Below are 23611 nucleotides of genomic sequence, written 5' to 3'. Positions count from 1 at the left end.
GTATTTAGAATTTAAATAGGTCGCCGGTTGTCAGCAACCCCGTGTGATTTTGAGTGTATTCAGCCGCCAACACGGCGCCCAAAGCGAAGCCTTCGCGGCTGTGTGCATCGTGCGTAATCGTGATTCTGTCGGCCTCGCTGTCATAGATGACGCTGTGAATGCCCGCTACTTCGTCGCGACGAATGCTGGCAATGGGTAGCTCTTCGGGCGCAACAGCGTTGCTTCCTTCCTCGCTTCCGTCGGCATGATGCTGGAAACCTTTCACCCATTCGGTCTTTCTGTCGAGGTTTCCGATGATGTCTTCGGCCAGTGTTATGGCAGTTCCGGAGGGTGCATCAAGCTTATGCACGTGGTGAGTCTCCTCCATCGTGACGTCATATTGCGGAAATTGGTTCATAATCTTGGCCAAATAGCGGTTCACGGCCGCGAAGATGGCCACGCCCACAGAGAAGTTGCTGGCCCAGAAAAGGGTATGCTTGCCATCTTTGGTCAGAGCCTCAACGTCGGCCTTGTGGTCTTTCAGCCAACCCGTAGAGCCGCTAACGACCTTCACATTGTGGCTGAATGCCTTGAGATAGTTGTCGTATGCCGCCGTGGGATTGGTGAACTCGATGGCCACATTGGCTTTTGCGAAGGCCTCGGAGTCGAAGTCTTGCTGATTGTCGGCATCGATTTTGCACACGATTTCGTGGCCACGTGCAAGGGCAACCTGCTCGATCATATGCCCCATTTTGCCGTAACCGATCAATGCTATTTTCATACTTGCGTTGTCGTTTTATTCATTTTACGTGCTTATTATTGCGACAAAGTTACGAAATTCTCCGCTGATTTGATGAGTATATGATGTATAATCTGTTGAAATTCGTGGTGTTTTATCAGTTTTTTTGTATTTTTGTACAAAATATAGTTGCACTCGACAAATCGTGAACACGTTCACTTTGCCTTGTTTGCAATATTTTTGTAAAAAACAAATTGCCTGAGAATATCATGGAGCAGCTCCTGCATTACGTCTGGAAACACAAGATGTTCCCCCTGAAACCCCTCACGACGACCGACGGGCAGCCGGTGGAAGTGATAGATTCCGGCCTGCACAACCACGATGCGGGGCCCGATTTCTTTAATGCAAAGATTAAAATCGGGAGTACGTTGTGGGTGGGTAACGTCGAAATCCACGACAAAGCGAGCGACTGGTTCGCCCATGGACACGACAAGGACGAGCGCTATGACAACGTTATCCTGCATGTCTGCGGACAGCTCGATGCTGTCGCAACAACGCAAAAGGGCGATCATTTGCCACAAATGCAGTTGGAAATACCTCCCTATGTCACGCAACATTATGATGCATTGTTGGCCGCTGACCGCTATCCACCCTGCCATTCAATCATTCCAAACCTGTCACATCTGATGCTCACTTCATGGCTCACAGCCTTGCAAACCGAGCGATTGGAGCAGAAAACGGAAGCCATCTTGCGACGCGTAACGGCCTGTAATGGCTCGTGGGAGGCGGCTTGTTTCGTCACGTTGGCACGTAACTATGGTTTCGGTATCAATGGAGAAGCTTTTGAGCAGTGGGCGTTGAGCATTCCGTTGCAGGCCATTGCCCACCACCGCGACAACCTTTTTCAGATTGAAGCCATCTTCCTCGGACAGGCCGGACTGCTCAATCTCGAGACCGTTCCGGTCCGTCACCGCGACGAAGCACTTGCCGACGGCTATTTTTCTAAGTTGCAAAACGAGTACACTTATTTGCAACACAAGTTCAACCTGAAGCCTATTGACTCCCATCTGTGGCGGTTCTTGCGCCTGAGACCCCAGAACTTCCCACATATCCGTATTGCTCAATTGGCCCGACTCTACGCTGAACGGCGGGCAGGATTGAGCCAATTGCTCGAATGCGAGACCGTGAAAGCAGCCATGGAGTTGCTTGGCAGCAACGTAACCCCCTATTGGGAAGCACACTACGGCTTCGGCGTTGCAAGCACCCCCCATGAGAAACGGCTCTCGACGACCTCGCTCCAACTGCTCGTGGTCAACACCATTGTGCCACTGTTGTTTGCATATGGCCGTCACATCAACAAAGAATCGCTTTGTGAAAGAGCCCTCGGTTTCCTCGAAGAACTACGGGCCGAGGATAACCGCATCGTCAGAATGTGGCGCGACTGCGGCCTGCAAGTGACACATGCCGGCGACGCTCAAGCTCTGATACAATTGAAAAACGAATACTGTGACAAAAAAGAATGCCTGCGATGCAGGATAGGTTATGAATACTTAAAACGAAACAATGAGCAAATACATCTTTGAAACGCGCATGGAAGTGCGCGACTACGAGTGCGACATCGAAGGAATTGTAAACAATGCCAACTACCTTCACTACACCGAACACACCAGACACCGCTTTTTAAAGCATGCCGGACTGAGCTTTGCCCGCATGCATGAGAAAGGAGTAGACGCGGTTGTGGCCCGCATGAACCTTGCTTTCAAGACCCCGCTCCGCTGCGATGACGAGTTCATCTCACGCATGGGGTTGCGCAAGGAGGGCGTGCGCTATATCTTCACCCACGACATCTACCGTGCCAACGACGAGCAGCTGTGCTTCCATGCCACTGTGGAACTGGTCTGTCTTATCAACGGACGACTCGGAAACAGTGCAGACTACGACCGTGCATTTGCTCCGTTCATCGCACAAGAGACCCCAAAATAGCACGCCATGGCAGACCAACAGGAACAGTTCAACACTCTTGTTCTATCGCGGATAGGCTTTTATAATCTCGTAGGAATACTCGAAGTCTATCGCCGGGTGGGCTCGGCCACGGCCATTATGGAGCAACATCGTGACATTCGAAGCCTCATTCCCGAAGCCTCGCCGCGCCTCGTTGAGGCGTTTCAGCATATTGATTCCTTGCAAAGATGGGCCGAAGCGGAACTGAAATGGGCCGGAAACAACGGCATACATGTGCTTTGTCTGAACGATGAATGCTATCCCCAGCGCCTCAGTGAGTGCTGCGACGCACCGCTGGTCTTATTCTATCAGGGCACAGCCGACCTCAATTGCCGACGCATCATCAGCATTGTGGGCACGCGACGTTGCACGGTTTACGGTCAAGACCTTGTCCGTCGGTTCACAACAGACCTGAAACAACTCTGCCCAGACGCCCTTATCGTGAGCGGACTTGCCTATGGTGTGGATATTCAAGCCCACCGAAATGCACTGCAAAACGGCTTCAATACCGTTGCTGTCTTGGCGCATGGGCTCGACAATCTCTACCCCAATGCGCATCGAGATACCGCGAAACAAATGCTCCATCAAGGCGGTTTGCTCACCGAATATGCCTCACACACCAACGCTGACAAGCAGAACTTCGTGCGCCGGAACCGCATTGTGGCAGGCTTGAGTGACGCATGTATCGTCGTTGAAAGTGCAGTTCACGGCGGTGCACTCATCACGGCTCGCCTCGCAAGAGAGTACAATCGCGATGTATTTTCATTTCCCGGAGCTGTCGGTTCGGCCTATAGTGAGGGCTGCAACAACCTCATTCGCGACAATCAGGCCGGCCTTATCACCTCGGCTTTCGACTTCATCAACGCCATGGGATGGCAGGACAAGCTACTCTCCAAGGTCCGTAACGAGGGCATCGAACGGCAACTTTTCCCCGAACTCTCGGCTGAAGAGCAACTGATAGTAGCTGTGTTGAGCCAGCAAAACGACCTGCAAGTGAACATGCTTACCGTTAAAACAAACCTCCCGATAGCCCATCTCACAGCCTCACTCTTCAGGCTTGAGATGAAAGGGGTGGTGAAACTGATGCCCGGCGGCAGCTATCATTTGCTGGGATAAGGAAAATATTGTAACTTTGCCGACGTATGAAAATAGGCAAAATCGACTTTGGTGAGCGTCCGATCTTCCTTGCTCCGATGGAAGATGTGACCGATATTGGCTTCCGAATGCTATGTAAACGGTATGGCGCAGCCATGGTTTATACAGAGTTTGTTTCAGCAGATGCCATTGTAAGAAGCATCAAATCAACCCTCAATAAGATAGAAATTAACGATGCAGAACGGCCCATCGGAGTTCAGATTTACGGCCGAAATGTGGAGTCAATGGTGCAGGCTTCGCAAATCATTTCACGTGTAAAACCCGACTTGATTGACCTGAATTTCGGCTGTCCCGTAAAGAAAGTGGCTGGCAAGGGAGCTGGTTCTGGCATGCTGAAAAATGTTCCCTTACTGCTCGATATCACCCGAAACGTGGTGCAATCTGTTGATGTTCCGGTCACCGTTAAGACTCGTTTGGGCTGGGATAATGACCATCTTATCATCACAGAATTGGCCGAACAGCTACAGGATTGTGGCGTTCAAGCCCTAACGATTCATGGCAGAACGCGGGCCCAAATGTACACCGGTGCGGCCGATTGGAGGCTGATTGGCGAGGTAAAACGCAATCCCCGGATTCACATTCCCATTATCGGTAACGGCGACATCAGCACACCCGAGGAAGCCAAACGGGCGTTCGACGACTACGGAGTGGACGCCGTTATGGTGGGAAGAGCCACGTTTGGGCGGCCATGGATATTCAAAGAGATGCGCGATTTCATCGACAATGCGACCGCAAAACCGTTGACCATAGACGACAAAATCGATATTCTTGAGGAGCAACTCCGGATAAATGTGGAGCGAATAGACGAGTATCGAGGTATCATTCACACGCGCCGTCACCTCGCTTCAAGCCCCATTTTCAAAGGTATTCCCGACTTCAAACCGATGCGGATAGCCATGCTTCGCGCCACGAAAACGGCCGAACTGACTGCCATTCTGGAAGACTGTCGCGCGCTGTTGAAATCATTGTGACCGCTTGCCGCGCCGCAATCGCAAATAGCTGCCGAAGGGTTGTAGCGCACTTGAAATCGTTACGCCGCGCTGTTCCTTTCGCATTGGATTTCAATCACTTGCACCTTGCATTCCAATCTCACCCATATTGTCGTGCAATCTCAGCCGTTTCACCGCCTAATCTCACCCATATTACACGGTGAAATGGCTGAGATTAGAACAGAGAATGCAAGCGATTGATTTTCAATGTACACAGCTGTTTGAGTGGAGGCACGGACCATGCGTCCCTACATGCATTCGCATAGCTTGCCCCATCACCCATTTTACACATCAATCCGACCGATATGGGTATGTAGGGACGCACGGCCCGTGCGTCTGCCCAAGGTGAATGGCAAGCGAATACACAGCCTATTTGAGCAAAACGCACGAACCGTGCGTCCCCATATCCGTATGCACATTCAACTTCTTCACCCGTTTACTTGTCAACTGTCAACTGAAACGTGAAGGAAACGCACGAGCCGTGTACCTCTGCTTTCGTTCAAATAAAAGACAGTTTCGGTTGGAAAGGTGAACGAAAGTAGCGTTTTGATGGAGGAATATCATGATGGGCAAAGCATGAAAATGAGTGTTTTAGGAGGTGTGTTCGCGCACAAATAATTGATTTATGTCAAAAATACGCCGCATTTTCGTTAAAAATAGGTTTCGTTTCTTGGCATTTCGCAAAATCTTCCTACCTTTGCAATACCAAAAGACAATAGGTCAGTTAAGGTAAAAAGAAGATTGTTTTTCAGGAATAACACCAAAATTAGGTATTGGTTAAGGTAAAAAAAGATTGTAATATAGGTTAATAGGTTTAGGTTTTTAGTTATTAGTTTAGGTTAAAAGGTTGTAATTTTAGATGAAAGTGGTGGAGCCGTGACGGCTATACACCCTTGATGATCGGGGAGAGAAATCTTCACCGATTTTTTTTATCACTTTTCCAGCAACATATCGGCCATCTCTTGGGGTGTATTGAAAGGCATTCCGAAGACAAGGTCGTCGTCGGTGAACATCTCCATCAGTTCTTTCACCTCGCTTTCTGTCAGTCGCGGCTCTCCCGTTTCACTGGTTGCGCGCAGCAGACACTGCCTCACTTGCTCGCGATAAGCGTCGATTAAAGTCTTTTCTATCATATTCTTGGTTTATTATGTGCCTCACACGAAGTCGTGTCCTTTTCTCATCTGCACCTCTGCAACATATTTCCGAATGAGTGCCGAAGAGTCTTCTTTCTTGCAAATCAGCAGCACATTGCCTTCTTCAGCCACGATGTAGCCGTCTAATCCGTTGATGACGGCCAGCCGACCTTCGGGCATTTTGATGATGTTGTTGCGGGCATCTTCCAGATAAACGTCCGAATTGATGACCACATTGTCGTCATCTCCCTTTTGTATGGCCTCGTAAACGCCGTGCCAAGAGCCCATGTCGGCCCACCCGAAGTCGCACTGTTTGAGGTAGACGTGGTCGGATTTCTCGAGTATTCCGAAGTCGATGGAGATATTGGGGTACGAAGGGAAGTTCGCTTTCACAAAGGCATTCTCGTCTGCAATGGTCCAATCGGGCTTGCTGGCATCGAGGTTTCGCAATACAGATGGCAGCAGACGGTACAGACTTTTGCGCAAGAAACGGACGTTGGAGAGGAACATTCCCGTGTTCCAATACCATTCGCCGCTGTCCATGAACATGCGTGCAAAGTCGCGTTCGGGCTTTTCGATGAACGTGCGCACACTGTAAATGTCGCCCTTTCCGGCGTATTCTCCGAGTTGAATGTAGCCGTATCCCGGTTCGGGGCGCGTGGGTTTGACAGCCATGGTCAGCAGGCAGTCGTGCGTTGCGACGAATTCTAAGCCTTCCAATAGGTTATTTTTGAAGTTTATTTCGCTGAGCACCATCTGGTCGGAAGGTGCAACAATCAGGCAAGCGTCCTCATTGACGCGCCCGATGCGGTGCATGGCCCATGCTACACTTGGTGCCGTGTTGCGATAAATGGGCTCAGCCATCACGCGGTCAGCTGAAACTTCGGGCAACTGCTCGTGTACCAAGTCCGAATACGCCTCATTGGTGTTGATATAAATGTTCTCTTGTGGCAGGATCGCAGCAAATCGGTCGTAAGCCTGCTGCAACTGCGTGCGTCCTACGCCAAAAAAGTCAACGAACTGCTTAGGAAAACGCTCGCGACTGCACGGCCAAAGCCGGCGTCCTTTGCCTCCGGCCAAAATCACACAGTAGAAATTGTTTAAGGTCATGCCTGCTTTTGAGTTTCTTTATTTACTCAACGAATTTAAATATTAAAAACGAAACCGCAAAGTCTTTTTGCTTTTTTATGGAAACCTTACACAAAAAGAACACTTTTCTCATGAAAAGCTTTGCCAATCAAAAAAATCTTCCTACCTTTGCACCTGTCTCCAAGAGACAACCATGCCCAGATGGCGGAATAGGTAGACGCGCTGGTCTCAAACACCAGTGCCGCAAGGCATCCCGGTTCGAGCCCGGGTCTGGGTACCACAAATCCCTTGTAAGTCTTTGATTTACAAGGGATTTTTCTTTTTCAACATGTACTAAAAGTGTACTTTCTAACAAAACTATTGGAAAGGTGTACTTTTATAGTATTTCACCTCTTAGTTTTATATTTAATTAACGATAACTTTTCCCTTTTATTCTGTTTGTTTCCCTTTCTTAGCTTTTTCTCCAATGAATGCCCTACCTTTGTAAACAGTACCCACCATAGAAAATTGCAAAATGGAAAATGACAATCTAAAGATACAGCTTGACAGTATTCAACGAATATTAAGCTATTGCATTACTCAGACCTACAATGTGCTCATTGGAAATATTCTGAGGAAGAAGAGTTGCATCAGCAATATACAGTTCAAAGAGATTTTGCAAAAAGAATATATCCGAATCACTGACGAACTTTCTTCCATTTATCTGAATTACCCTGCTCTTGCATGTGTAGAGGAATATTACAACAATGATGACTTTTTGTGGGAAAGTACTTTTTTTGAATCACTGACCAAAGAACAAAAACAGAAATATATCTCATTTTCTGTATTTTCGTTTAAATATGCGAAGTACATTGAGACACACACCTCATATAATAATATCCTGCCGATGTTCTCGTATCTTGTCGATGCTATTCTATATGAACGATACACAAAATATCTCATGGCAGAAATAGAACGAACTGAATTGGCAGAGGTACAAACTGATCGGTCTCGCTCTTCAGTCTTGATAAACGATGAACCATGTGAGCAGAAAAAGAAACCTGTCATCGTTGGCAAAGGAACAAATCCATTTCAATCTGATTTTACAGATGAACAAATAGAGATTCTTACAGCTTGCATCAACGAAATTCAATTATTTACAACTTGCATTTCTCCTAAGATACTCAAAGATTTCTTTGCTTGTAAGCTAAAAGGTGTTCTGAAATCAAACAACAACCGCCAGCTGGCATATCTCATGCAAAGTCTTAATCTTCGAGGGTTCATTACTGATGAATGGCAATCTGTGATTGCCCGTAATGAACTTGTTTTGGGGAAAACAAAAGATACGCCACTGACACGCACCGACCTTTCCACTGCAACAGACCAAATCAACATGAAGCAGCCGAAAGGATGGAAAACCATTGATAAATACTTCAAACAACTGAAAAAAGGTTGAGCATAGGTTGATACCTCAAACATTGCTCAACGCCATTTACTTTTATCCTTTCTAATTTTGCCATCGTTAACAAATAATTAGCGAAGGTGCACCTTCATATTGTTTAATTCAAAATGTTTTCAATATGAACAAGACATTAGAAACTCGAGTTGAAGAACTCGAACAAATAGTATTCATAAATAAGAATGTGTTGAGTTTTGAAGAAGCCAGCAGGTTCTTGAACCTTTCAAAGAGTTATCTCTACAAACTCACATCAGGCAATCTGATACCGCATTACAAGCCACAGGGAAAGATGCTTTACTTTGAAAAAACAGAACTTGAGGCGTGATTACGGCAGAACCCAGTTAAAACTGCTGTACAAATAAATCAAGAAGCCCTGCGGTATATCATGGGTAGCAAACCCTTAATGCAGAAATAACTCATGGCACAGGAAGAATTTATCCGTGTTGGCACAACCTTATATAAGATTGTGAACCAACCACGCATTAATGGTGGTTTTGTCAAGAAGCGTATAGTGTGGAACAATGAAACGCTACGCCAGGACTATGGAAAAGATTTCATAGCCACTGTCCCGAAGTACGATGGTTTCTGCACCGTACCTAATCATGTGGACTATCAGCCTGTGGTTGATAAGTTCCTGAATCTCTACGAGCCGATAGGACACCAGTCAAAAGAAGGAGAGTTCCCACATGTTGAATCCCTGATAAGGCATATCTTCGGGGAACAATACGAGTTGGGCATGGACTATTTGTAGTTGCTCTATCTCCAGCCCGTGCAGAAACTCCCCATCCTCCTGATGGTGTCAGAAGAACGCAATACAGGTAAGAGTACATTTCTCAATTTTCTCAAGGCTGTTTTTCAGAACAATGTTACGTTCAACACCAACGAGGATTTTCGCAGCCAATTCAATGTTGATTGGGCTGGTAAGCTACTCATTGTCGTGGACGAGGTATTGCTCAACCGTAGGGAGGATAGTGAACGATTGAAAAATCTCAGCACAACGCTTTCCTACAAGGTGGAAGCCAAGGGCAAAGACCGAGACGAAATCTCCTTCTTTGCCAAGTTTGTACTGTGCTCCAATAACGAGTTGCTCCCTGTCATTATAGATGTGGGAGAAACCCGATATTGGGTAAGGAAGATAGAGCGTCTTAAAAGCGATGACACCGACTTTCTGCAAAAGCTGAAAGCCGAAATTCCAGCCTTTCTTTATTTTCTACAGCACCGCACGCTATCTACCCAAAAGGAAAGCCGAATGTGGTTTGCGCCCCAGCTGACCTTTACGTCAGCCTTGCAGCGCATTATCCGCAGCAACCGCAATAAGATTGAGTTGGAAATGTCCGAACTCTGTTTGGAGATAATGGAGCAGATGGCTGTTACCGAACTTTCATTCTGTATCAATGATATGGTGTGCTTGCTGAACAACACAGGATGCAAGACTGATAAAAGCCAAGTCCGCAGGATTGTGCAGGATATATGGAAACTCTCTCCTGCTTCCAACACGCTGACATATCTGACTTATCAGATGGATTATAACAGTTTGCGAAACTATTCGCCCATCAAACGAACAGGCAGATACTATACCGTAACCAAGGAACAACTCACAAACATTTAATCATTATTTTGATGAAATGATGAAAAGTATATATAACAGATTGATTGGCAATGCCTATTTGATTCATCTTTCCACTTATCAGTATGAAAGAATGATGAAAGGAAAAGATGATACTGGCCAAAAGAGAAATACATATTTTTTCTTTTGGTAAGTCCTGTGATGAAACCATAATGAGCAAGTAATTTATTTGTTATGAAATGGTTATGTGCATTTTCATCAAATCATCAATTTTTCAAACCATTCAACTTCACTCTAATATGAACATACAAGAAATTAAAATGATAAAGTTGCAGGATTTTCTTGCAAGTCTGGGATATACTCCCACTAAGCAACAGGGCAACAAGTTATGGTATATTTCCCCCTTTCGTCAGGAGAGCCATGCTTCATTCAAGGTAAATACCGAGCATAACCAATGGTACGACTTCGGTATTGGCAAGGGTGGAAACATCATAGATTTGGCAGAGCAACTCTACAAATCCTCTGATGTGTCGTATCTCATTCATCAGATTGGGCACAATGTTCCAAGTATGGTTTCTGCATCTCCTGGAGTTGTGAAGCTTAAACAGAGTTCTGCAACTTTTGAGAACTTGCAAGTACTTCCTTTGTCGCATCCAGCTTTGATTAGATACTTGCAGGACAGATGTATTGACATAGAAGTCGCCAAATCAGTTTGCAAGGAGGTACATTATGAGGTCAACAACAAACGTTATTTTGCTATTGGCTTTCCGAACTGTGGTGGTGGCTATGAGTTGCGCAATCCATTCTTCAAGGGTTGCATTGCACCGAAAGACATCAGCCATTTCTATGCCGACGAGCCAAAGAAGATATGTTTTCTTTTCGAGGGCTTTATTGATTTTCTCTCATTCATGACGCTTAGGAGAATCCAGAACCCACAATATAATGGACTGAGTAATCAGGACTATTTGATATTGAATTCTGTAACGAATATTCATAAAGCCTTGAAGTGTCTATCTGTGTACAATAACATCCAGTGTTTCTTGGATAATGATGAAGCAGGGCGAAATGCTTATCTGCAATTATCAAAGGAATTGGGAGATTCCGGTGTAAAAGCATCTGCTTTATACAACGGCTATAAGGACCTGAACGACTATCTGTGTGCAGAATCCAAGCATTCAGAAAAAGCAGAAATCAAGAAAACCAAAGGGATTAAGTTCTGATTATAGGAATATGCTTCGCATAATCTATTTTTCGGGGAGCAAGTTTATGTTTTGGGCATACCAAAACCACTTGCTTTACCTCCTGACACTCGGTGCAGAGGATTATCCCGTCGGTCTCCATCAAATCAAATTAAAGAAACAAGTATGACTAAATCAGAATACAACAAGGGAGGTCGCCCAACCAAGGGCGCAGCCGAAAAGAAGAAATATCGTATCACGGTAAAACTGAATACGCAGGATTATTATACGCTCAAAGGTAAAGCCAAAAGCGCAGGAGTACCCATGAGTGAGTTTGTAAGGAAAGTTCTTGATAAAGGACATGTCATTGAGCGACTGACCATAGAGCAAGCAGACTTCATCCGTAAGCTGTGCGGCATGGCAAACAACCTCAATCAGTTGGCACATCGTGCTAATGCGGAAGGATTTCATACCATTGCTCCTTTCCATAAAATCATCATTAGCAAGATTGATGAAATCCTAAATCTGATACGAAGATGATTGCAAAGATAATGAAAGGTTCAGGCTTCAAGGGTGTCATCAATTACATCCTTGACCCGAAGAAAGGAACGGAGCTTATAGACTGTTCCGGAGTGCGGACAGACAGTATCAGCCATATTGCCCAAAGTTTCATTGACCAGACGACACTGAATCCACGAGTTGATAAGGTTGTAGGGCATATCTCCCTAAGTTTCTCTGCACAAGACTCCCCAAGACTCAGCAATGAGTGGATGGTGAAAGTAGCCCGTGAGTACTTGGATAAGATGGGAATAAAAGATACGCAGTATATCATCGGGCGCCATTTCGATAAGGAGCACCCACATGTTCATATCGCTTTTAATCGGATAGACAATAATGGCAAGACTATTTCTGACCGTAACGACAGATTCAGAAGTGAAAAGATTTGCAAGGAACTAACCGCCAAACACGGATTGTATTTTTCCGATGGTAAGGAGAATGTCAAGGAACACCGCTTGAAAGAACCCGATAAAACCAAGTATGAAATCTATCAGGCGTTGAAAACAGAAATAGCTCGGCGCAGGGATTGGAAAGCTTTGCTTGCTCACTTGAAAAAGCAAGATATTGATGTCCACTTTAAATATAAAGGCAACTCACAGGAGGTGCAGGGAATTATCTTTGAAAAGAACAGTTATCATTTCAATGGCTCTAAGGTGGATAGGAATTTCAGCTATTCTAAAATAGACTTTGCTCTGCAACAGAATAACAGGGAACACGAACAACAGATGCAAGGAACGCTAAACCTCATATCTAATGTTGTAAGTGTTACGAGCGAAATAGCCAACGAACTCATTGAAGGAGGATTGGGATTATTCCAAACTCACGGCACTGTCCCTGCGGAAGTTTACAATACACTTGATAAAAAGAAGAAAAAGAAAAAACGTAAAATACATTTATAACTATGGCAGACAATAACGCATTTATCCTCTTTGAGGAAATAAAGAACAAACTGGAGACAATTTACAGGGAAGTAAAGGAACTGAAAGAAAAGAAGAACAGTCCTATTTCTCTCCCTGTTCCATCTACAACCGTACAAAGTGATAAACAGCAAGAACAAGGATTGCTTAACCAGTATGAACAGCGGACGAAAGACGTACTTAATAAGTACATTGATGTACAAAAACGCATCAAGGACGAGGAGGCTAAGTCCATAGACAAATTGACGACAAGCGTCTGGGCCATGCTGAACGAGGGACAGGAGCAGAAAGAGCATCTACAACCACAGGAATTGCTTCACAGACACAGTTTTGAAATCAAATCGTCGAAAGTCTTTGCTACTGTGGTGGCAGTGTCTATCCTCTGTCTTGTTTCTTTGGTCGGCAATTACTTCTTGTGGCAAAGCAAACAGCAATACAAAGATGATGCCTTGAAGTTTCGTATCATCAGAGTATGGCGAGGTTGTAGTTCTAAGGAAATCCTATGGCTCAATGATATGTTTGACATTCATCGCAATGAAAAGATTATCAAGCTAATCAAGGAAAAAGCAGACGGATACGACTTGCAACTAAAATCTAAGGCTGATAGCTTGATGCAGAAGAAATTGAAATAATACTCTACGAAGCAAGCCCAACCAAACGAGATGTAGGTTGGGCTTGTTATATCACCATATTATTCTATGATTTCCCAAAAGCCACCATTATCTGGTCCAACACGACGGAGATATCTGCCACGCATAACTTCAATATTACGATAGATGGAAGTTTCACTAATTCCTATATTTTTAGCCAAATCTGCCCTCGATATATAGGGATCTTCTAACATCAGTTCCAATATCTTGATTCGGTTAGCCGTTAATCTTTCTCCATGAGCATTAGCCTTTTCAATTAATCTTTCTGTTACCTTTTTATTTGCCTCTGCCACCTTTTCTGCTACCTTATTGCTATTTTCTGCCACCTTTTCTGTTACCCTTCCGATTCGATTCGGTTCGGTTTCTGCCACCTTCGGTACTGTAATTTTCAAAATAAAATCATCAAGATGGAAAGATAGATGTGGTGTACCATTAGCTTCCAATTCCCTGCACACACGGTCTACGCCTTCGCCAAATTCTTTCACATAGTCGTATGCTTTAAAAAATTGGGCTATTTTGGGATTTCGTGAAAAGTGTGTATGGCGAATATTTGAAGGCTTGACCGTTCCGGGTAATCTACCGGGCGACTCAAATACCAAACGATTGTCAAACATCTTTATTTGGATTTCCGTACCCTTAATATTGTAGGCGCGGTGGCAGCAAGCATTGACTACCATTTCTTGTATCACAAACTTTGGATAATCTCTATGGGTTACAAACTGCCCATGTTGTCCAAGGAATGTATGTTCCTCTACTTGGGTTTCAAGATAAGCTATCGTGGCTTTCACCTGATCAAGTATAGTTCCTTCAAAGGTTACATCCTTAATTACGTTCATCTCTGCACCCACTCGTTCCTCTGTACCTTTATAACGGATGAAACGAGTGCGCCCACGAGGAAAGAACTTTTGAGGATATTTACCAAACAAAAGAATACAAGCCACACTCACTTGCTCTTCTCCCCTTGCGTTGGTAGTCACGAAGTTATTATTCTCCTGTAGATATTGCTTTGCTGACTTAGTATAACCAATCAATTCTGTATATCTTTCGACAGTAGCCATATCAATGTCATCTACCGTAGCACTATACACAGTCGTATCCTCGTAGTAGCGTTCACCCTTATCATACATCAGCTGTATGCGTTCTTCAAAAGACAGCTTCCTACTTTTGTCGCCAACACGCATAAAAGCTTCATCTGTTTGGTTGGCATGCAACTCAGAACTTGCAGGAATATACATTAACAATATATGGTTGTCGTTTCCATCTTTATCTATACAAGGCAGCAAGTCGCTGGTAATGGGTACAGAAGGATTACAGAAATCTAAAGGCACACGAAGCAACTCATTCAGTTTTTCTGTATATTGATCCACACCCTCTATCTTCCTCGTCTTATCAGACACACCAATGGCGATAACACCACCATCTGCATTGGCAAATGCCACGATGGGCACAGCCAAAGCCTTCGGCTCTATTTGAATGCTCTTGCAGTCAAATGTCTGATCTTCCTTACGGGCTATTATTTCTTGTATATTCATAAATTAATATTTATAGTAAAATTTATATAACAATCTTGACAATATTAATTAAAGAGAGCGTTTAGATGGTAATTTTTTTCTCATATAAATCCTCTTTATCATAATATTAAGCGATGAGAGGCGAAATGTCCATAGATGATATATTCTTACATGATACCAGATCATTAACAACTTTAAGAAAAGCAGGAGAATCCAATAACGCTAATTGTGCAACCTTTCTTACGTCATTAACATTTTTGGGCTGATATAGTTGTTTTATTACACAAATGCATTGTTCTAATGATTCAAAATTGTTTTTGATAAGATTCTTAACAATTGAATCTCTTAATTCTGTCACAAAGCAAGAAACACCATCACGCATTGTATCGGCAACATGTAAATCATCAAATGTAGTTTTTATCACTTTATACAGTTCATCAGACAAATCACCTTTCTTTGTTGAAAAATTGCAGGTCGGAATTCCATTTTCTAGGATAATGTCGCAATAAAGATATCTCTGCTCAACTGAATCAAGAAATGCGTTCCAATATACTCTCTTTCCTTCTTCAACAACTTTCTCAGATTTATGTCCATTGCAAGTAGTACAACAAGGTATTAAATTTCGAGGATGAACAGCATATAAAGGATACTTAGTTTTAGGAATATAATGATCCAGGCTATTTACAGGTGTTACCTGGCAAATTGGGCACATCCATTCACCATAATTTGATTTCCTTAGGTCGTTACATAGTTCTTGTATATAATTATTCCTATATAAATATAATTTCTTGAAATCTGTTTTGTCATTTTCTTCTGTAATTGTAACGGAAGGTATACCAAGTTTGATATCTGTCCATTGGTCATTGTTGAAATCTGTATCATAATCAGAAATGGATTTTTTATTTTTATCCAAAATGGAATGGCATCTCTCTTGATAGGTTAGTTCATTAGGCTTAGAGCTTCCAATTTCTTCTGCTTTTCGTCTTCTTCTAAGAATTTCTTTATCAGCTTTCTCTGATTTGTTATCAATGATTTTACTGATAAATGAAATTGCATCATCATTTGTATGATTTAAATGTTTCATTGTTCCTTATTTTTTCGGATTATTGAATTAATTTTGAGCAAGGTATTTAAACCTAGTGATTTCCCATTATTCTGTAATGTCTCTATGATTTTCCCAAAATCATAATTGTGCATCGCTGATAATTTATCTATTATTTCTTCATATCGTTTTTCTCTATCAAGATCTTCAAATACAAAGTTGCTAATTGCGGATACTTCTTCTCCAAATGATTCTATTCCAATAGGAGAGCTATATAGTCTTTCGTTCTTCCTGTGGAGTATTTTCACATTTGAAGATGATATTTCTCGAATAATGAATGGAGAATGTGTTGATATAACCGCAAACGAATTATACCTTTCAAGTATTCCCATTATTGAACTTATTAGTACTGTAATTCCTGCAGGATGTAAATGTTGCTCTGGTTCATCCAAAAATAAGATGCTATCATATCTGATTTTTGCTAATATAGATGAAATTACAGATAAGAATATTGATTCACCAGAACTCGCTTTTTCGAACATTTCTTCTAATCCGTTGTCATTCAACGTATAATTGAGGATGCTTTCTTTAAAATTTATTGCTTTTTCAAGAGTTTCTTGGTTGATAACTTTAAGAACGTTTTCTATCCAAGTTGATATAAGATGTTCTTTCCTTTCAAGTATTACATGTACATTTTTTATAAATATCTTTATCTGCTTATCCTTTGTGAGTAAATCTTTCTTTATAATGCGATTATTTTCTTCTTCTAGATGGTCAACCAAACCGCAATATTCGTAATCGATTGTTTTTCCTTTTAGAGAATCTGATAAAGGGTAATCATCAAATGGAGAGTAGGTGATGGCCATGACACAACTAAATAGAGGATTTAGGCCTCTAAAGTTTTCATTCTTATTAGTAACAATTTCCTTCACCATTTTCTTCATTAGACTGCTTTTACCAACACCATTTTCTCCGATTAGAGCAATTGCACGTCTATAATATTCTATGTCTTTCGTAAAATTGAAATCAAAGACAACAAGATTGTCTTTTTGCTTGTTATAGGGAGGAATAAACTCATATTGAAAAGAGAATGCATTTGATATATCTCTTCCATATACGATATATCTTCCTAGCCTTAAGGCTCTTTCCGCATCATTATATCTAATTAGAGACGAGATAAAAGAAGGTTCTTTTTCAAATTCCTTCTGTAAGCGAGAATATAGTGCGACATCACATAGTTCGGCTAAATATACATAGGCTTGTTCTTTAAAAAACTTGGAAAAATTATAGTAATAATTATCACTTTGTCCAAGTGAACAAAAATCTGAATCTAATGAATAGAATGAAGATGGTAAAACATCTGACGTGTTATCACTCCCTCTTTTTATAATTTTAACTTCACCAATATGATTTTGTATACTATCACAGACGTAATATAGATTGTATCTCGTTTTATACGAAAAATTATCATTCCACTCTGCATTAAATGTAAGTACAAAGCAATTAGTATCATCTGGCCATTCTATATTTGTTTCATAAAACATAACAGCATTAGTTATTTTCGATTTACAAATATAAAATCTTAGACTTCTATCTTCTGTTCGATTAGCTTGTCCTTTGTCGCCAACATGAATATGAACATTCATTTGTCCATTATCATACGTAATTTCAGATATATGGATACCTATATTGGAAAGAATTGGTCTAATTGCTTCTTTATATGCATTATAAAGTGGTGAACTTACATATAAATTAAGAAGTTTTTCGATAAAAGTAAGAAAAATATGATCATCGTCTAAAAGATGAAGTTTACCTATGAACAACTTGTCTTCATCCCAATCATCATTCATGAAAAAATGCTTGTCGATTTCATCATCCAAGTTGTTATAACGTTTATCTTCTGTGTTTTTTAGATTGTAAACATTCCATATAGAAGAAATGACGGGCATTAAATCATTAGAATTAAAACGTGATGGTTCTAAGATATGTTCCTTTGTCAACTCATAAACTTGTTTTTTTATTTCGTATGTCATCATCCTATATATAATTTATTAGAATCCTGTTTTAAACGTATTATCTAATTTATTGTGAATGATTGTTGCCACAATAAGGACCTCAGACATATCCTCTAAATCTGTGGTCTCATCTACTCTAACGCTATGCGCTTTGGGATTCCGATATAAACCATAAAACCCCTTACACAAATTTGCAAATCCTTTATGTTCACTTAACTCACTCATCGTTTCAAGTTTATTGAATGCAAATCTTGGACGGTTGTCTTTACCAAGAGCAAAACATTCATCAATTAACTCTGCTCCATCCTTATTGGATTCTGACGTTTTTCTTAATCTGTCAAATACACTCTTTGCAATTTCTTCTATCGCATGAAAATAATCTTGATGTAGCCATTCTTCATCACAATATCTAACTATTTCTTGATGAATGGTCATACCTTTTATTTTCGCTTTGATATTTTGGGAGCGTTCTTTTGCCTCTGTGATGGTTGTTGCAGTTTTACATAAAGCAATATTTCCATGAATATCAATCTGCAAACCATCATAGGCTAATTTTTCATTAATTGCTGATCGATCTTTTTCAAAACTTAACTCATCATCATATAGCTTTGGAGTAATTACGCGCACAATAAATGCTGCTATATTATTACCACAATTATCTATCCTTTGCTTTTCCATGAATGCATAATAAAGTCTATCTGATTTATTGGCACCACCAGCTTCAGGCATGCTACATTCTGCAAGTATTTTACTGATCCTTGTATGGGTCAATATTACTGCCAAAACATCGGAGAAGTTCCGAAGCGAATTATTATCAAACGACTTGATCATTATTTTCGGTGTTAAATTTTCGCATTTATTCTATGAAATTAGACAACAAGACACAATCTGGCTGCTTGTATAAATGAGAAGTTTACGATTTGCATACTTCATACTTTGGTAATAGTATTCCTTGTCTATCTTTATAAACTCAGCTTTACATCCTACTACTATCAAAGGATACTTATTCGCCTCTTTACCTTCCCCAACTACAATATCGGTCCAGGCTGCTCCTTTCCCACGTTGGGAATTAGATACTTGTATCCTGATCCATTTTATCTATAGCGTAGCCATAACTATCCACCAAGCGCTTAATGTATGTCTGTCGAACCTCTTCCTCTGGCTTCAGTATGAGCCATTTGTCTTTTAGAGGAGCGTATATCTTATTGTCTTTTATTTGTATTACCATATTATTTTTTCTTTATTCTGTCCACAATAGATCATCAACTTTTACTTCTAATAACTTTGCCAACTGAATGAACATTTCAACATTGGGCTGGGCAACATTCGTTACCCACTTCGATATAACAGCAGGGTCTTTATCCAAAATCTCTGCCAGTTGTTTATTGGTCATTCCTTTCTCGGCGAGAACCACTTTTAGACGGTTTATTTTCTTGCGTTCCATACTTATGTAACTTGATTACGCCATAAAATTACTCATTATTTCTCAGAAAGTGTGTGTTTTGAGCAAAAAGATAGTTTCTTGTAATCAAAAAAATGTATTTCAATTCATTTTTCTTATTATAATTTCAATTCTGGCAAACTATTGATTGCTTCCGACTTCAATTTATCCACTGCACGAGTGTATTTCTCTGTGTGCTTCAATCCGCTATGTCCTAACAAACTTGCAACGGTCTTGATGTTGGCACCATTATTCAGAATATTCACAGCAAAACTGTGGCGAGCACAATGCCAACTAATGTGTTTATTGATACCTGTACGTTTTACCCATCGTTTAACAGATTTGCTGCAACTCTCATATGAAGGTAGGTTGAAGATAGAAGAATTTAAATCTTCAGGAGCTTCGCCAATTAAAGAGAGTAAGCCGTCATTGAGAGGAATAATAACACCACTATGTGTAGAATGCCCTTTAGTCTTATTCTGTTCAAACTTCAGCAGGCGATTGGTATAATCTACATTCTTATAGGTAAGGTCTTTTACATCACAGAAGCGCAGGCCACAATAGAGACAGAGAATAAAAGCACGTCTAACATTAGGATTCTCATTCTCATAATGACATTGAATCAATGTCTGTATTTCGTCCATTGAGAGTACATCTTTGCGCAACACTTGGTCATCTACCTTGCACACAACACCTTTGCAGGGATCTTTCTGCATTACTTCATGGTCAATGGCATAACGTATAACTTTCTTGAAACGCTGATAGATACTTTTTGCTCCTTCACCAACACTTCGTGATTGCAAATATTCAACAAAGTGTTCCATCATATCTTTGGTTATTAGTTCGGGCTTAATACTAAATTCATAAACAGGATATTGCTCTTTCAAAAAGTCATTAAAACGGTTCAAGGCAATCTTAACCATTCGCAGGTCTTTCTTAGAATAAGTATCAATGTAAGCCTGATAGTAGTCCAGGAAGTTGACGTTTCTATCTTTCTTCAAACGATAGCCAAGCATACTCTCCTTAAACTGTTGTTCACGCTCCGCACGGATTTTGGCAGCCAATTCAAGAGTTTCCTTGTTCTGTTGCCTTTCCGCAGGAGTACGGGGCTTAGCTATCAAGTACAACTGCAAGTTTTCTTTTCGCCTGTTGTGTTTGATGTGAACTTTAGGTTTACCCATCATCTTACCCGTTTCATACAAAACGGGATTACCGTTTTCGTCTAACACAGGAGTTTCTTCTCTACCGAGATAATACTCCAGATAAAGACTTATTCGACCATCAGAAAGCACATTTTGCTCCAATTTCGAGTTTTCCTTTGCTTTATTTTCTAATTTTGCCATAATTGATAGTTATGTACCTGAATGAGTATAGAACCGAGTAAAATTATTAACTCGTTTATTTTCAGATGTTTTCTTATTTTGCAAAGATACTAAAAAGTTCTGAATATCAAAGTGTACTAAAAGTGTACTATTTAACAAAAAACAGACAAAAATGGGTAAAATCGATAAATACAAGAAAATTATAAGTTATTGATTATCAATATAATATATTCTCTTGTTTTCTCTTGTTTTCGTGGCGTTGTACCGGGTCTGGGTACTACTATAAATCCCTTTGCAAAACCATAAGCGGTAATTGTGATGCTCTCTCATTCGTCTGGGTACTACTATAAATCCCTTTGCAAACTAATGGCTTGTGAAGGGATTGTTTGTTAATCAACCAAAAGCAATATCTATGAAGTACGAAGAAGGAAAGATGAGTGATGTATCCCGAAAAGAACGGTAAGTCTCGATTTTAGTTAAAGGAAGAGGGGGAATAATCCTCTTGTTGTTATGGTGTGAACCCAAGTACAGCAACAGATAAAATGCTTTACTTTGAGAAGACCGTACTTGAAACATGGCTACGACAGAAGCCCATTAAGACTGCAACACAGATTAATCAAGAAGCCCGGCGATATATCATGGGCAACAAATCTCCCTATTCCAAAGTCCTATTTTCCTCCTATTAGGAACCTTTTATCGATTTACCTATTCAACAGCTTTATTATAGGCTACAGCATCAACAGGTTTACTGGCTTCCATTGGTAAGAATGATACAACCTTATTCTATGTCACTTTCAAGATTGGTATAGTCATCTAAAACCGTCTCTTTTACATAATGATAACTTTGCAAGGCAATCATTATTATAAAAACTATCAGAAGTGGGGTGCTATTTTCAATATAATCAGCCTAAAAGCATACTTGATTTTCAAGCCGAACAACAGCTCATCAAGGCGTTTTAACAGTCATTAACACCCTTAAAGTCACAAATGTTACCTTGCCATATTGGTCGTTTGCCGTACTTTTGCAGCACATTTACAAAAACATTATAACAGATAAAGTATGACAGAAAATCAGATGTTTTGTTTCCAATGTCAGGAAACAGCAAAGGGAACCGGCTGCACTGTGAAGGGTGTTTGTGGCAAAACGGCAGAAACAAACCTGTGGCAGGATTTGCTGTTAGGCGTAGTTCGCGGTGTAGGAACGGTTGACCATTATCTCAAAAAGGCTGGAAAAGCGAGCTTACCCGAGGTGGAAAGTTTTATTACCGACGCACTTTTCTCAACCATAACCAATGCAAACTTCGACGATACTTCTATCCTTAACAAGGTGACCAACGGTATTTTGCTGAAGAAGCAACTGATGGATTTGGCTGCAAAAGCGGACATTTCGCTCCCTGATTGGCAGGAAGTAAGATGGGGAGGTGACGAAGATGACTATGCCGAAGAGGGCAAACGCGAGGGCATTCTTCGCAATGAGGATCCCGATTTGCGGTCATTGAAAGAGCTCACCGTGCTTGGTTTGAAGGGCATGGCAGCCTATTATGAGCACGCATCCCGGCTTGGTGAGCACAATCCTGACATCATCAACTTCATGAGCGAGGCGCTTTGCACCATCAGCGACCCCGATGCAAGCATGGAAACACTGCTCAACTGTGTTCTTGCAACAGGCAAATACGGTGTCGATGTCATGGCTTTACTCGACAAAGCCAACACAGGTGTCTATGGAAACCCCGAGCTGACGAAGGTCAATATCGGTGTGGGTAAGAATCCAGGTATCCTTATCAGCGGTCATGATTTGAAGGATATAGAAGACCTTTTGAAGCAAACTGAAGGCACAGGTGTTGATGTTTACACGCATGGAGAGATGCTTCCGGCTCACTATTACCCGCAGTTGAAGAAGTATAAGCACCTCGTTGGCAACTATGGTAACGCGTGGTGGAAGCAGAAAGAAGAGTTCGAAACCTTCAATGGGCCTATTGTTTTCACTACAAACTGTATCGTTCCGCCTTCTCCAAAGGCTAATTATAAGGACCGGGTCTTCACAACCAACTCGGCAGGTTTCCCCGGTTGGAAGCACATTGAGGCTGGTGCCGACGGTCACAAAGACTTCTCTGAGGTGATAACCCTTGCCAAACAGTGCGCGGCTCCAACGGAGATTGAAACGGGAGAAATCGTAGGTGGCTTTGCACATGCACAGGTGTTCGCCCTCGCCGACAAGGTTGTTGAGGCCGTAAAGAGCGGCGCTATTCGCAAATTTGTCGTCATGGGAGGCTGCGACGGACGCATGAAGAGCCGCAATTATTACGAGGAATTCGCCCTAAAATTGCCGAAAGACGTGGTTATTCTGACCAGCGGTTGCGCGAAATTCAAGTACAATAAGCTCGCTCTTGGCGACATTAACGGCATTCCGCGCGTGCTCGATGCGGGCCAATGCAACGACTCTTACTCATGGGCAGTGGTTGCTTTGAAACTCAAAGAGATATTCGGAGCCAACGACATCAACGAACTTCCCATCGCTTTCAACATCGCTTGGTATGAGCAAAAGGCCGTTATCGTGTTGCTTGCCCTGCTGTCTTTAGGGGTGAAAAACATTCACATCGGGCCTACACTCCCGGCTTTCGTCTCGGAAGGTGTACTGAAAGTACTCGTTGAGAACTTCGGATTGGGCGGCATTACGACCGTCGAAGACGACCTCAAGCGCATGGTTGGTTAATTCTTTTCTGTTCATAATACGTGTAAAACCGCATCGGACGTATGCCCGGTGCGGTTTTCTTGTGTGCTTTCTCTGGCTCACTAAGAATTCAATTGAGGAAAGAATAAGCGGCCTGCAACCAACAAGTATTCCGCTATCGGCCATCTACTGCACTTTCAATTCCTTGAGCGAACG

20 protein-coding genes, 1 tRNA gene and 2 pseudogenes are annotated in these 23611 nt (G+C 41.9%); 13 read left to right on the top strand and 10 right to left on the bottom strand.

What is annotated here, in order from left to right:
* Positions 1-4 precede the first annotated feature (4 nt).
* Positions 5-760 carry a 4-hydroxy-tetrahydrodipicolinate reductase gene (gene dapB / locus HMPREF9944_RS04690; RefSeq protein ID WP_008564810.1) on the bottom strand — a complete coding sequence of 252 codons (756 nt, stop codon included), beginning with the start codon at positions 758-760 and terminating at the stop codon, positions 5-7.
* Positions 761-987: 227 nt separating this feature from the next.
* Here dapB and HMPREF9944_RS04685 point away from each other — a divergent pair, with 227 nt between their 5' ends.
* The 4 genes from HMPREF9944_RS04685 to dusB are packed head-to-tail and all read left to right on the top strand — an operon-like array spanning position 988 to position 4845.
* Positions 988-2301, top strand: coding sequence for a DUF2851 family protein (locus tag HMPREF9944_RS04685; RefSeq protein WP_008564809.1), 1314 nt, complete (start codon positions 988-990; stop codon positions 2299-2301).
* Positions 2282-2701, top strand: a complete 420-nt coding sequence (locus tag HMPREF9944_RS04680) for an acyl-CoA thioesterase (protein WP_008564808.1) — start codon at positions 2282-2284, stop codon at positions 2699-2701. The genes HMPREF9944_RS04685 and HMPREF9944_RS04680 overlap by 20 nt, the downstream gene beginning before the upstream one ends.
* Before the next feature lie 6 nt (positions 2702-2707).
* Positions 2708-3835, top strand: coding sequence for a DNA-processing protein DprA (gene dprA / locus HMPREF9944_RS04675; protein WP_008564807.1), 1128 nt, complete (start codon positions 2708-2710; stop codon positions 3833-3835).
* 26 nt (positions 3836-3861) lie between these two features.
* A complete protein-coding gene (gene dusB / locus HMPREF9944_RS04670) occupies positions 3862-4845 on the top strand; it encodes a tRNA dihydrouridine synthase DusB (protein ID WP_008564806.1) in 984 nt (327 codons plus the stop codon).
* Between the two features lie 950 nt (positions 4846-5795).
* Here dusB and HMPREF9944_RS04665 read toward each other — a convergent pair.
* Positions 5796-5996, bottom strand: coding sequence for a hypothetical protein (locus HMPREF9944_RS04665; RefSeq protein ID WP_008564805.1), 201 nt, complete (start codon positions 5994-5996; stop codon positions 5796-5798).
* Between the two features lie 21 nt (positions 5997-6017).
* Complete coding sequence (locus HMPREF9944_RS04660; protein WP_008564804.1) at positions 6018-7106, bottom strand: mannose-1-phosphate guanylyltransferase; 1089 nt, start codon at positions 7104-7106, stop codon at positions 6018-6020.
* Between the two features lie 174 nt (positions 7107-7280).
* Between HMPREF9944_RS04660 and HMPREF9944_RS04655 the strand changes: the two genes are divergently transcribed.
* The 8 genes and pseudogenes from HMPREF9944_RS04655 (at position 7281) to HMPREF9944_RS04615 (ending at position 13375) form a co-directional block, all read left to right on the top strand.
* Positions 7281-7365: transfer RNA gene (locus HMPREF9944_RS04655), tRNA-Leu, on the top strand.
* A 234-nt stretch (positions 7366-7599) separates the two neighbouring features.
* Positions 7600-8520, top strand: coding sequence for a hypothetical protein (locus HMPREF9944_RS04650; protein ID WP_008564801.1), 921 nt, complete (start codon positions 7600-7602; stop codon positions 8518-8520).
* 124 nt (positions 8521-8644) lie between these two features.
* A pseudogene (locus tag HMPREF9944_RS04645) lies at positions 8645-8938 on the top strand (helix-turn-helix domain-containing protein).
* 3 nt (positions 8939-8941) lie between these two features.
* A pseudogene (locus tag HMPREF9944_RS04635) lies at positions 8942-10132 on the top strand (primase-helicase family protein).
* A 257-nt stretch (positions 10133-10389) separates the two neighbouring features.
* Positions 10390-11310 carry a toprim domain-containing protein gene (locus HMPREF9944_RS04630; RefSeq protein ID WP_044113366.1) on the top strand — a complete coding sequence of 307 codons (921 nt, stop codon included), beginning with the start codon at positions 10390-10392 and terminating at the stop codon, positions 11308-11310.
* Between the two features lie 144 nt (positions 11311-11454).
* On the top strand, positions 11455-11808 hold the full coding sequence (locus tag HMPREF9944_RS04625; protein ID WP_008564791.1) for a plasmid mobilization protein: 354 nt from the start codon (positions 11455-11457) through the stop codon (positions 11806-11808).
* Positions 11805-12725, top strand: coding sequence for a relaxase/mobilization nuclease domain-containing protein (locus HMPREF9944_RS04620; RefSeq protein WP_008564790.1), 921 nt, complete (start codon positions 11805-11807; stop codon positions 12723-12725). Before HMPREF9944_RS04625 ends, HMPREF9944_RS04620 begins: the two co-directional genes overlap by 4 nt.
* 2 nt (positions 12726-12727) lie before the next feature.
* A complete protein-coding gene (locus tag HMPREF9944_RS04615; RefSeq protein ID WP_008564789.1) occupies positions 12728-13375 on the top strand; it encodes a hypothetical protein in 648 nt (215 codons plus the stop codon).
* A 59-nt stretch (positions 13376-13434) separates the two neighbouring features.
* On the opposite strand, the gene HMPREF9944_RS04610 is transcribed toward HMPREF9944_RS04615, so the two are convergent.
* The 7 genes from HMPREF9944_RS04610 to HMPREF9944_RS04585 all read right to left on the bottom strand — a co-directional run bounded on the left by HMPREF9944_RS04610 (position 13435) and on the right by HMPREF9944_RS04585 (position 20745).
* Complete coding sequence (locus HMPREF9944_RS04610) at positions 13435-14925, bottom strand: ATP-binding protein (protein ID WP_008564788.1); 1491 nt, start codon at positions 14923-14925, stop codon at positions 13435-13437.
* 106 nt (positions 14926-15031) lie between these two features.
* Entirely contained in the window at positions 15032-15988 is a 957-nt protein-coding gene (locus tag HMPREF9944_RS04605; protein ID WP_008564787.1) for a hypothetical protein, read from the bottom strand.
* Complete coding sequence (locus HMPREF9944_RS04600; RefSeq protein WP_216594334.1) at positions 15985-17979, bottom strand: AbiJ-related protein; 1995 nt, start codon at positions 17977-17979, stop codon at positions 15985-15987. The genes HMPREF9944_RS04605 and HMPREF9944_RS04600 overlap by 4 nt, the downstream gene beginning before the upstream one ends.
* 18 nt (positions 17980-17997) lie before the next feature.
* Positions 17998-18792, bottom strand: a complete 795-nt coding sequence (locus HMPREF9944_RS04595) for a TIGR02391 family protein (RefSeq protein WP_008564785.1) — start codon at positions 18790-18792, stop codon at positions 17998-18000.
* Between the two features lie 238 nt (positions 18793-19030).
* Positions 19031-19189, bottom strand: a complete 159-nt coding sequence (locus tag HMPREF9944_RS13195; protein ID WP_008564779.1) for a type I restriction enzyme HsdR N-terminal domain-containing protein — start codon at positions 19187-19189, stop codon at positions 19031-19033.
* A 12-nt stretch (positions 19190-19201) separates the two neighbouring features.
* Positions 19202-19405, bottom strand: a complete 204-nt coding sequence (locus tag HMPREF9944_RS04590) for a helix-turn-helix transcriptional regulator (RefSeq protein ID WP_008564778.1) — start codon at positions 19403-19405, stop codon at positions 19202-19204.
* 116 nt (positions 19406-19521) lie between these two features.
* Positions 19522-20745 (bottom strand): site-specific integrase, encoded by a 1224-nt coding sequence (locus HMPREF9944_RS04585; protein ID WP_008564777.1) that lies wholly within the window; start codon positions 20743-20745, stop codon positions 19522-19524.
* Between the two features lie 1039 nt (positions 20746-21784).
* On the opposite strand from HMPREF9944_RS04585, the gene hcp reads away from it, so the two are divergent.
* Positions 21785-23437: a hydroxylamine reductase gene (gene hcp, locus HMPREF9944_RS04580; RefSeq protein WP_044113365.1), complete on the top strand. Its 1653-nt coding sequence runs from the start codon at positions 21785-21787 to the stop codon at positions 23435-23437.
* Positions 23438-23611 lie beyond the last annotated feature (174 nt).

Origin of the sequence: Segatella maculosa OT 289, from assembly GCF_000243015.1 — a bacterium.
GTDB classification, from domain to species: domain Bacteria; phylum Bacteroidota; class Bacteroidia; order Bacteroidales; family Bacteroidaceae; genus Prevotella; species Prevotella maculosa.
Note: the sequence above shows the minus strand (reverse complement) of the source record. Positions and strands in the feature narration are given on the sequence as shown.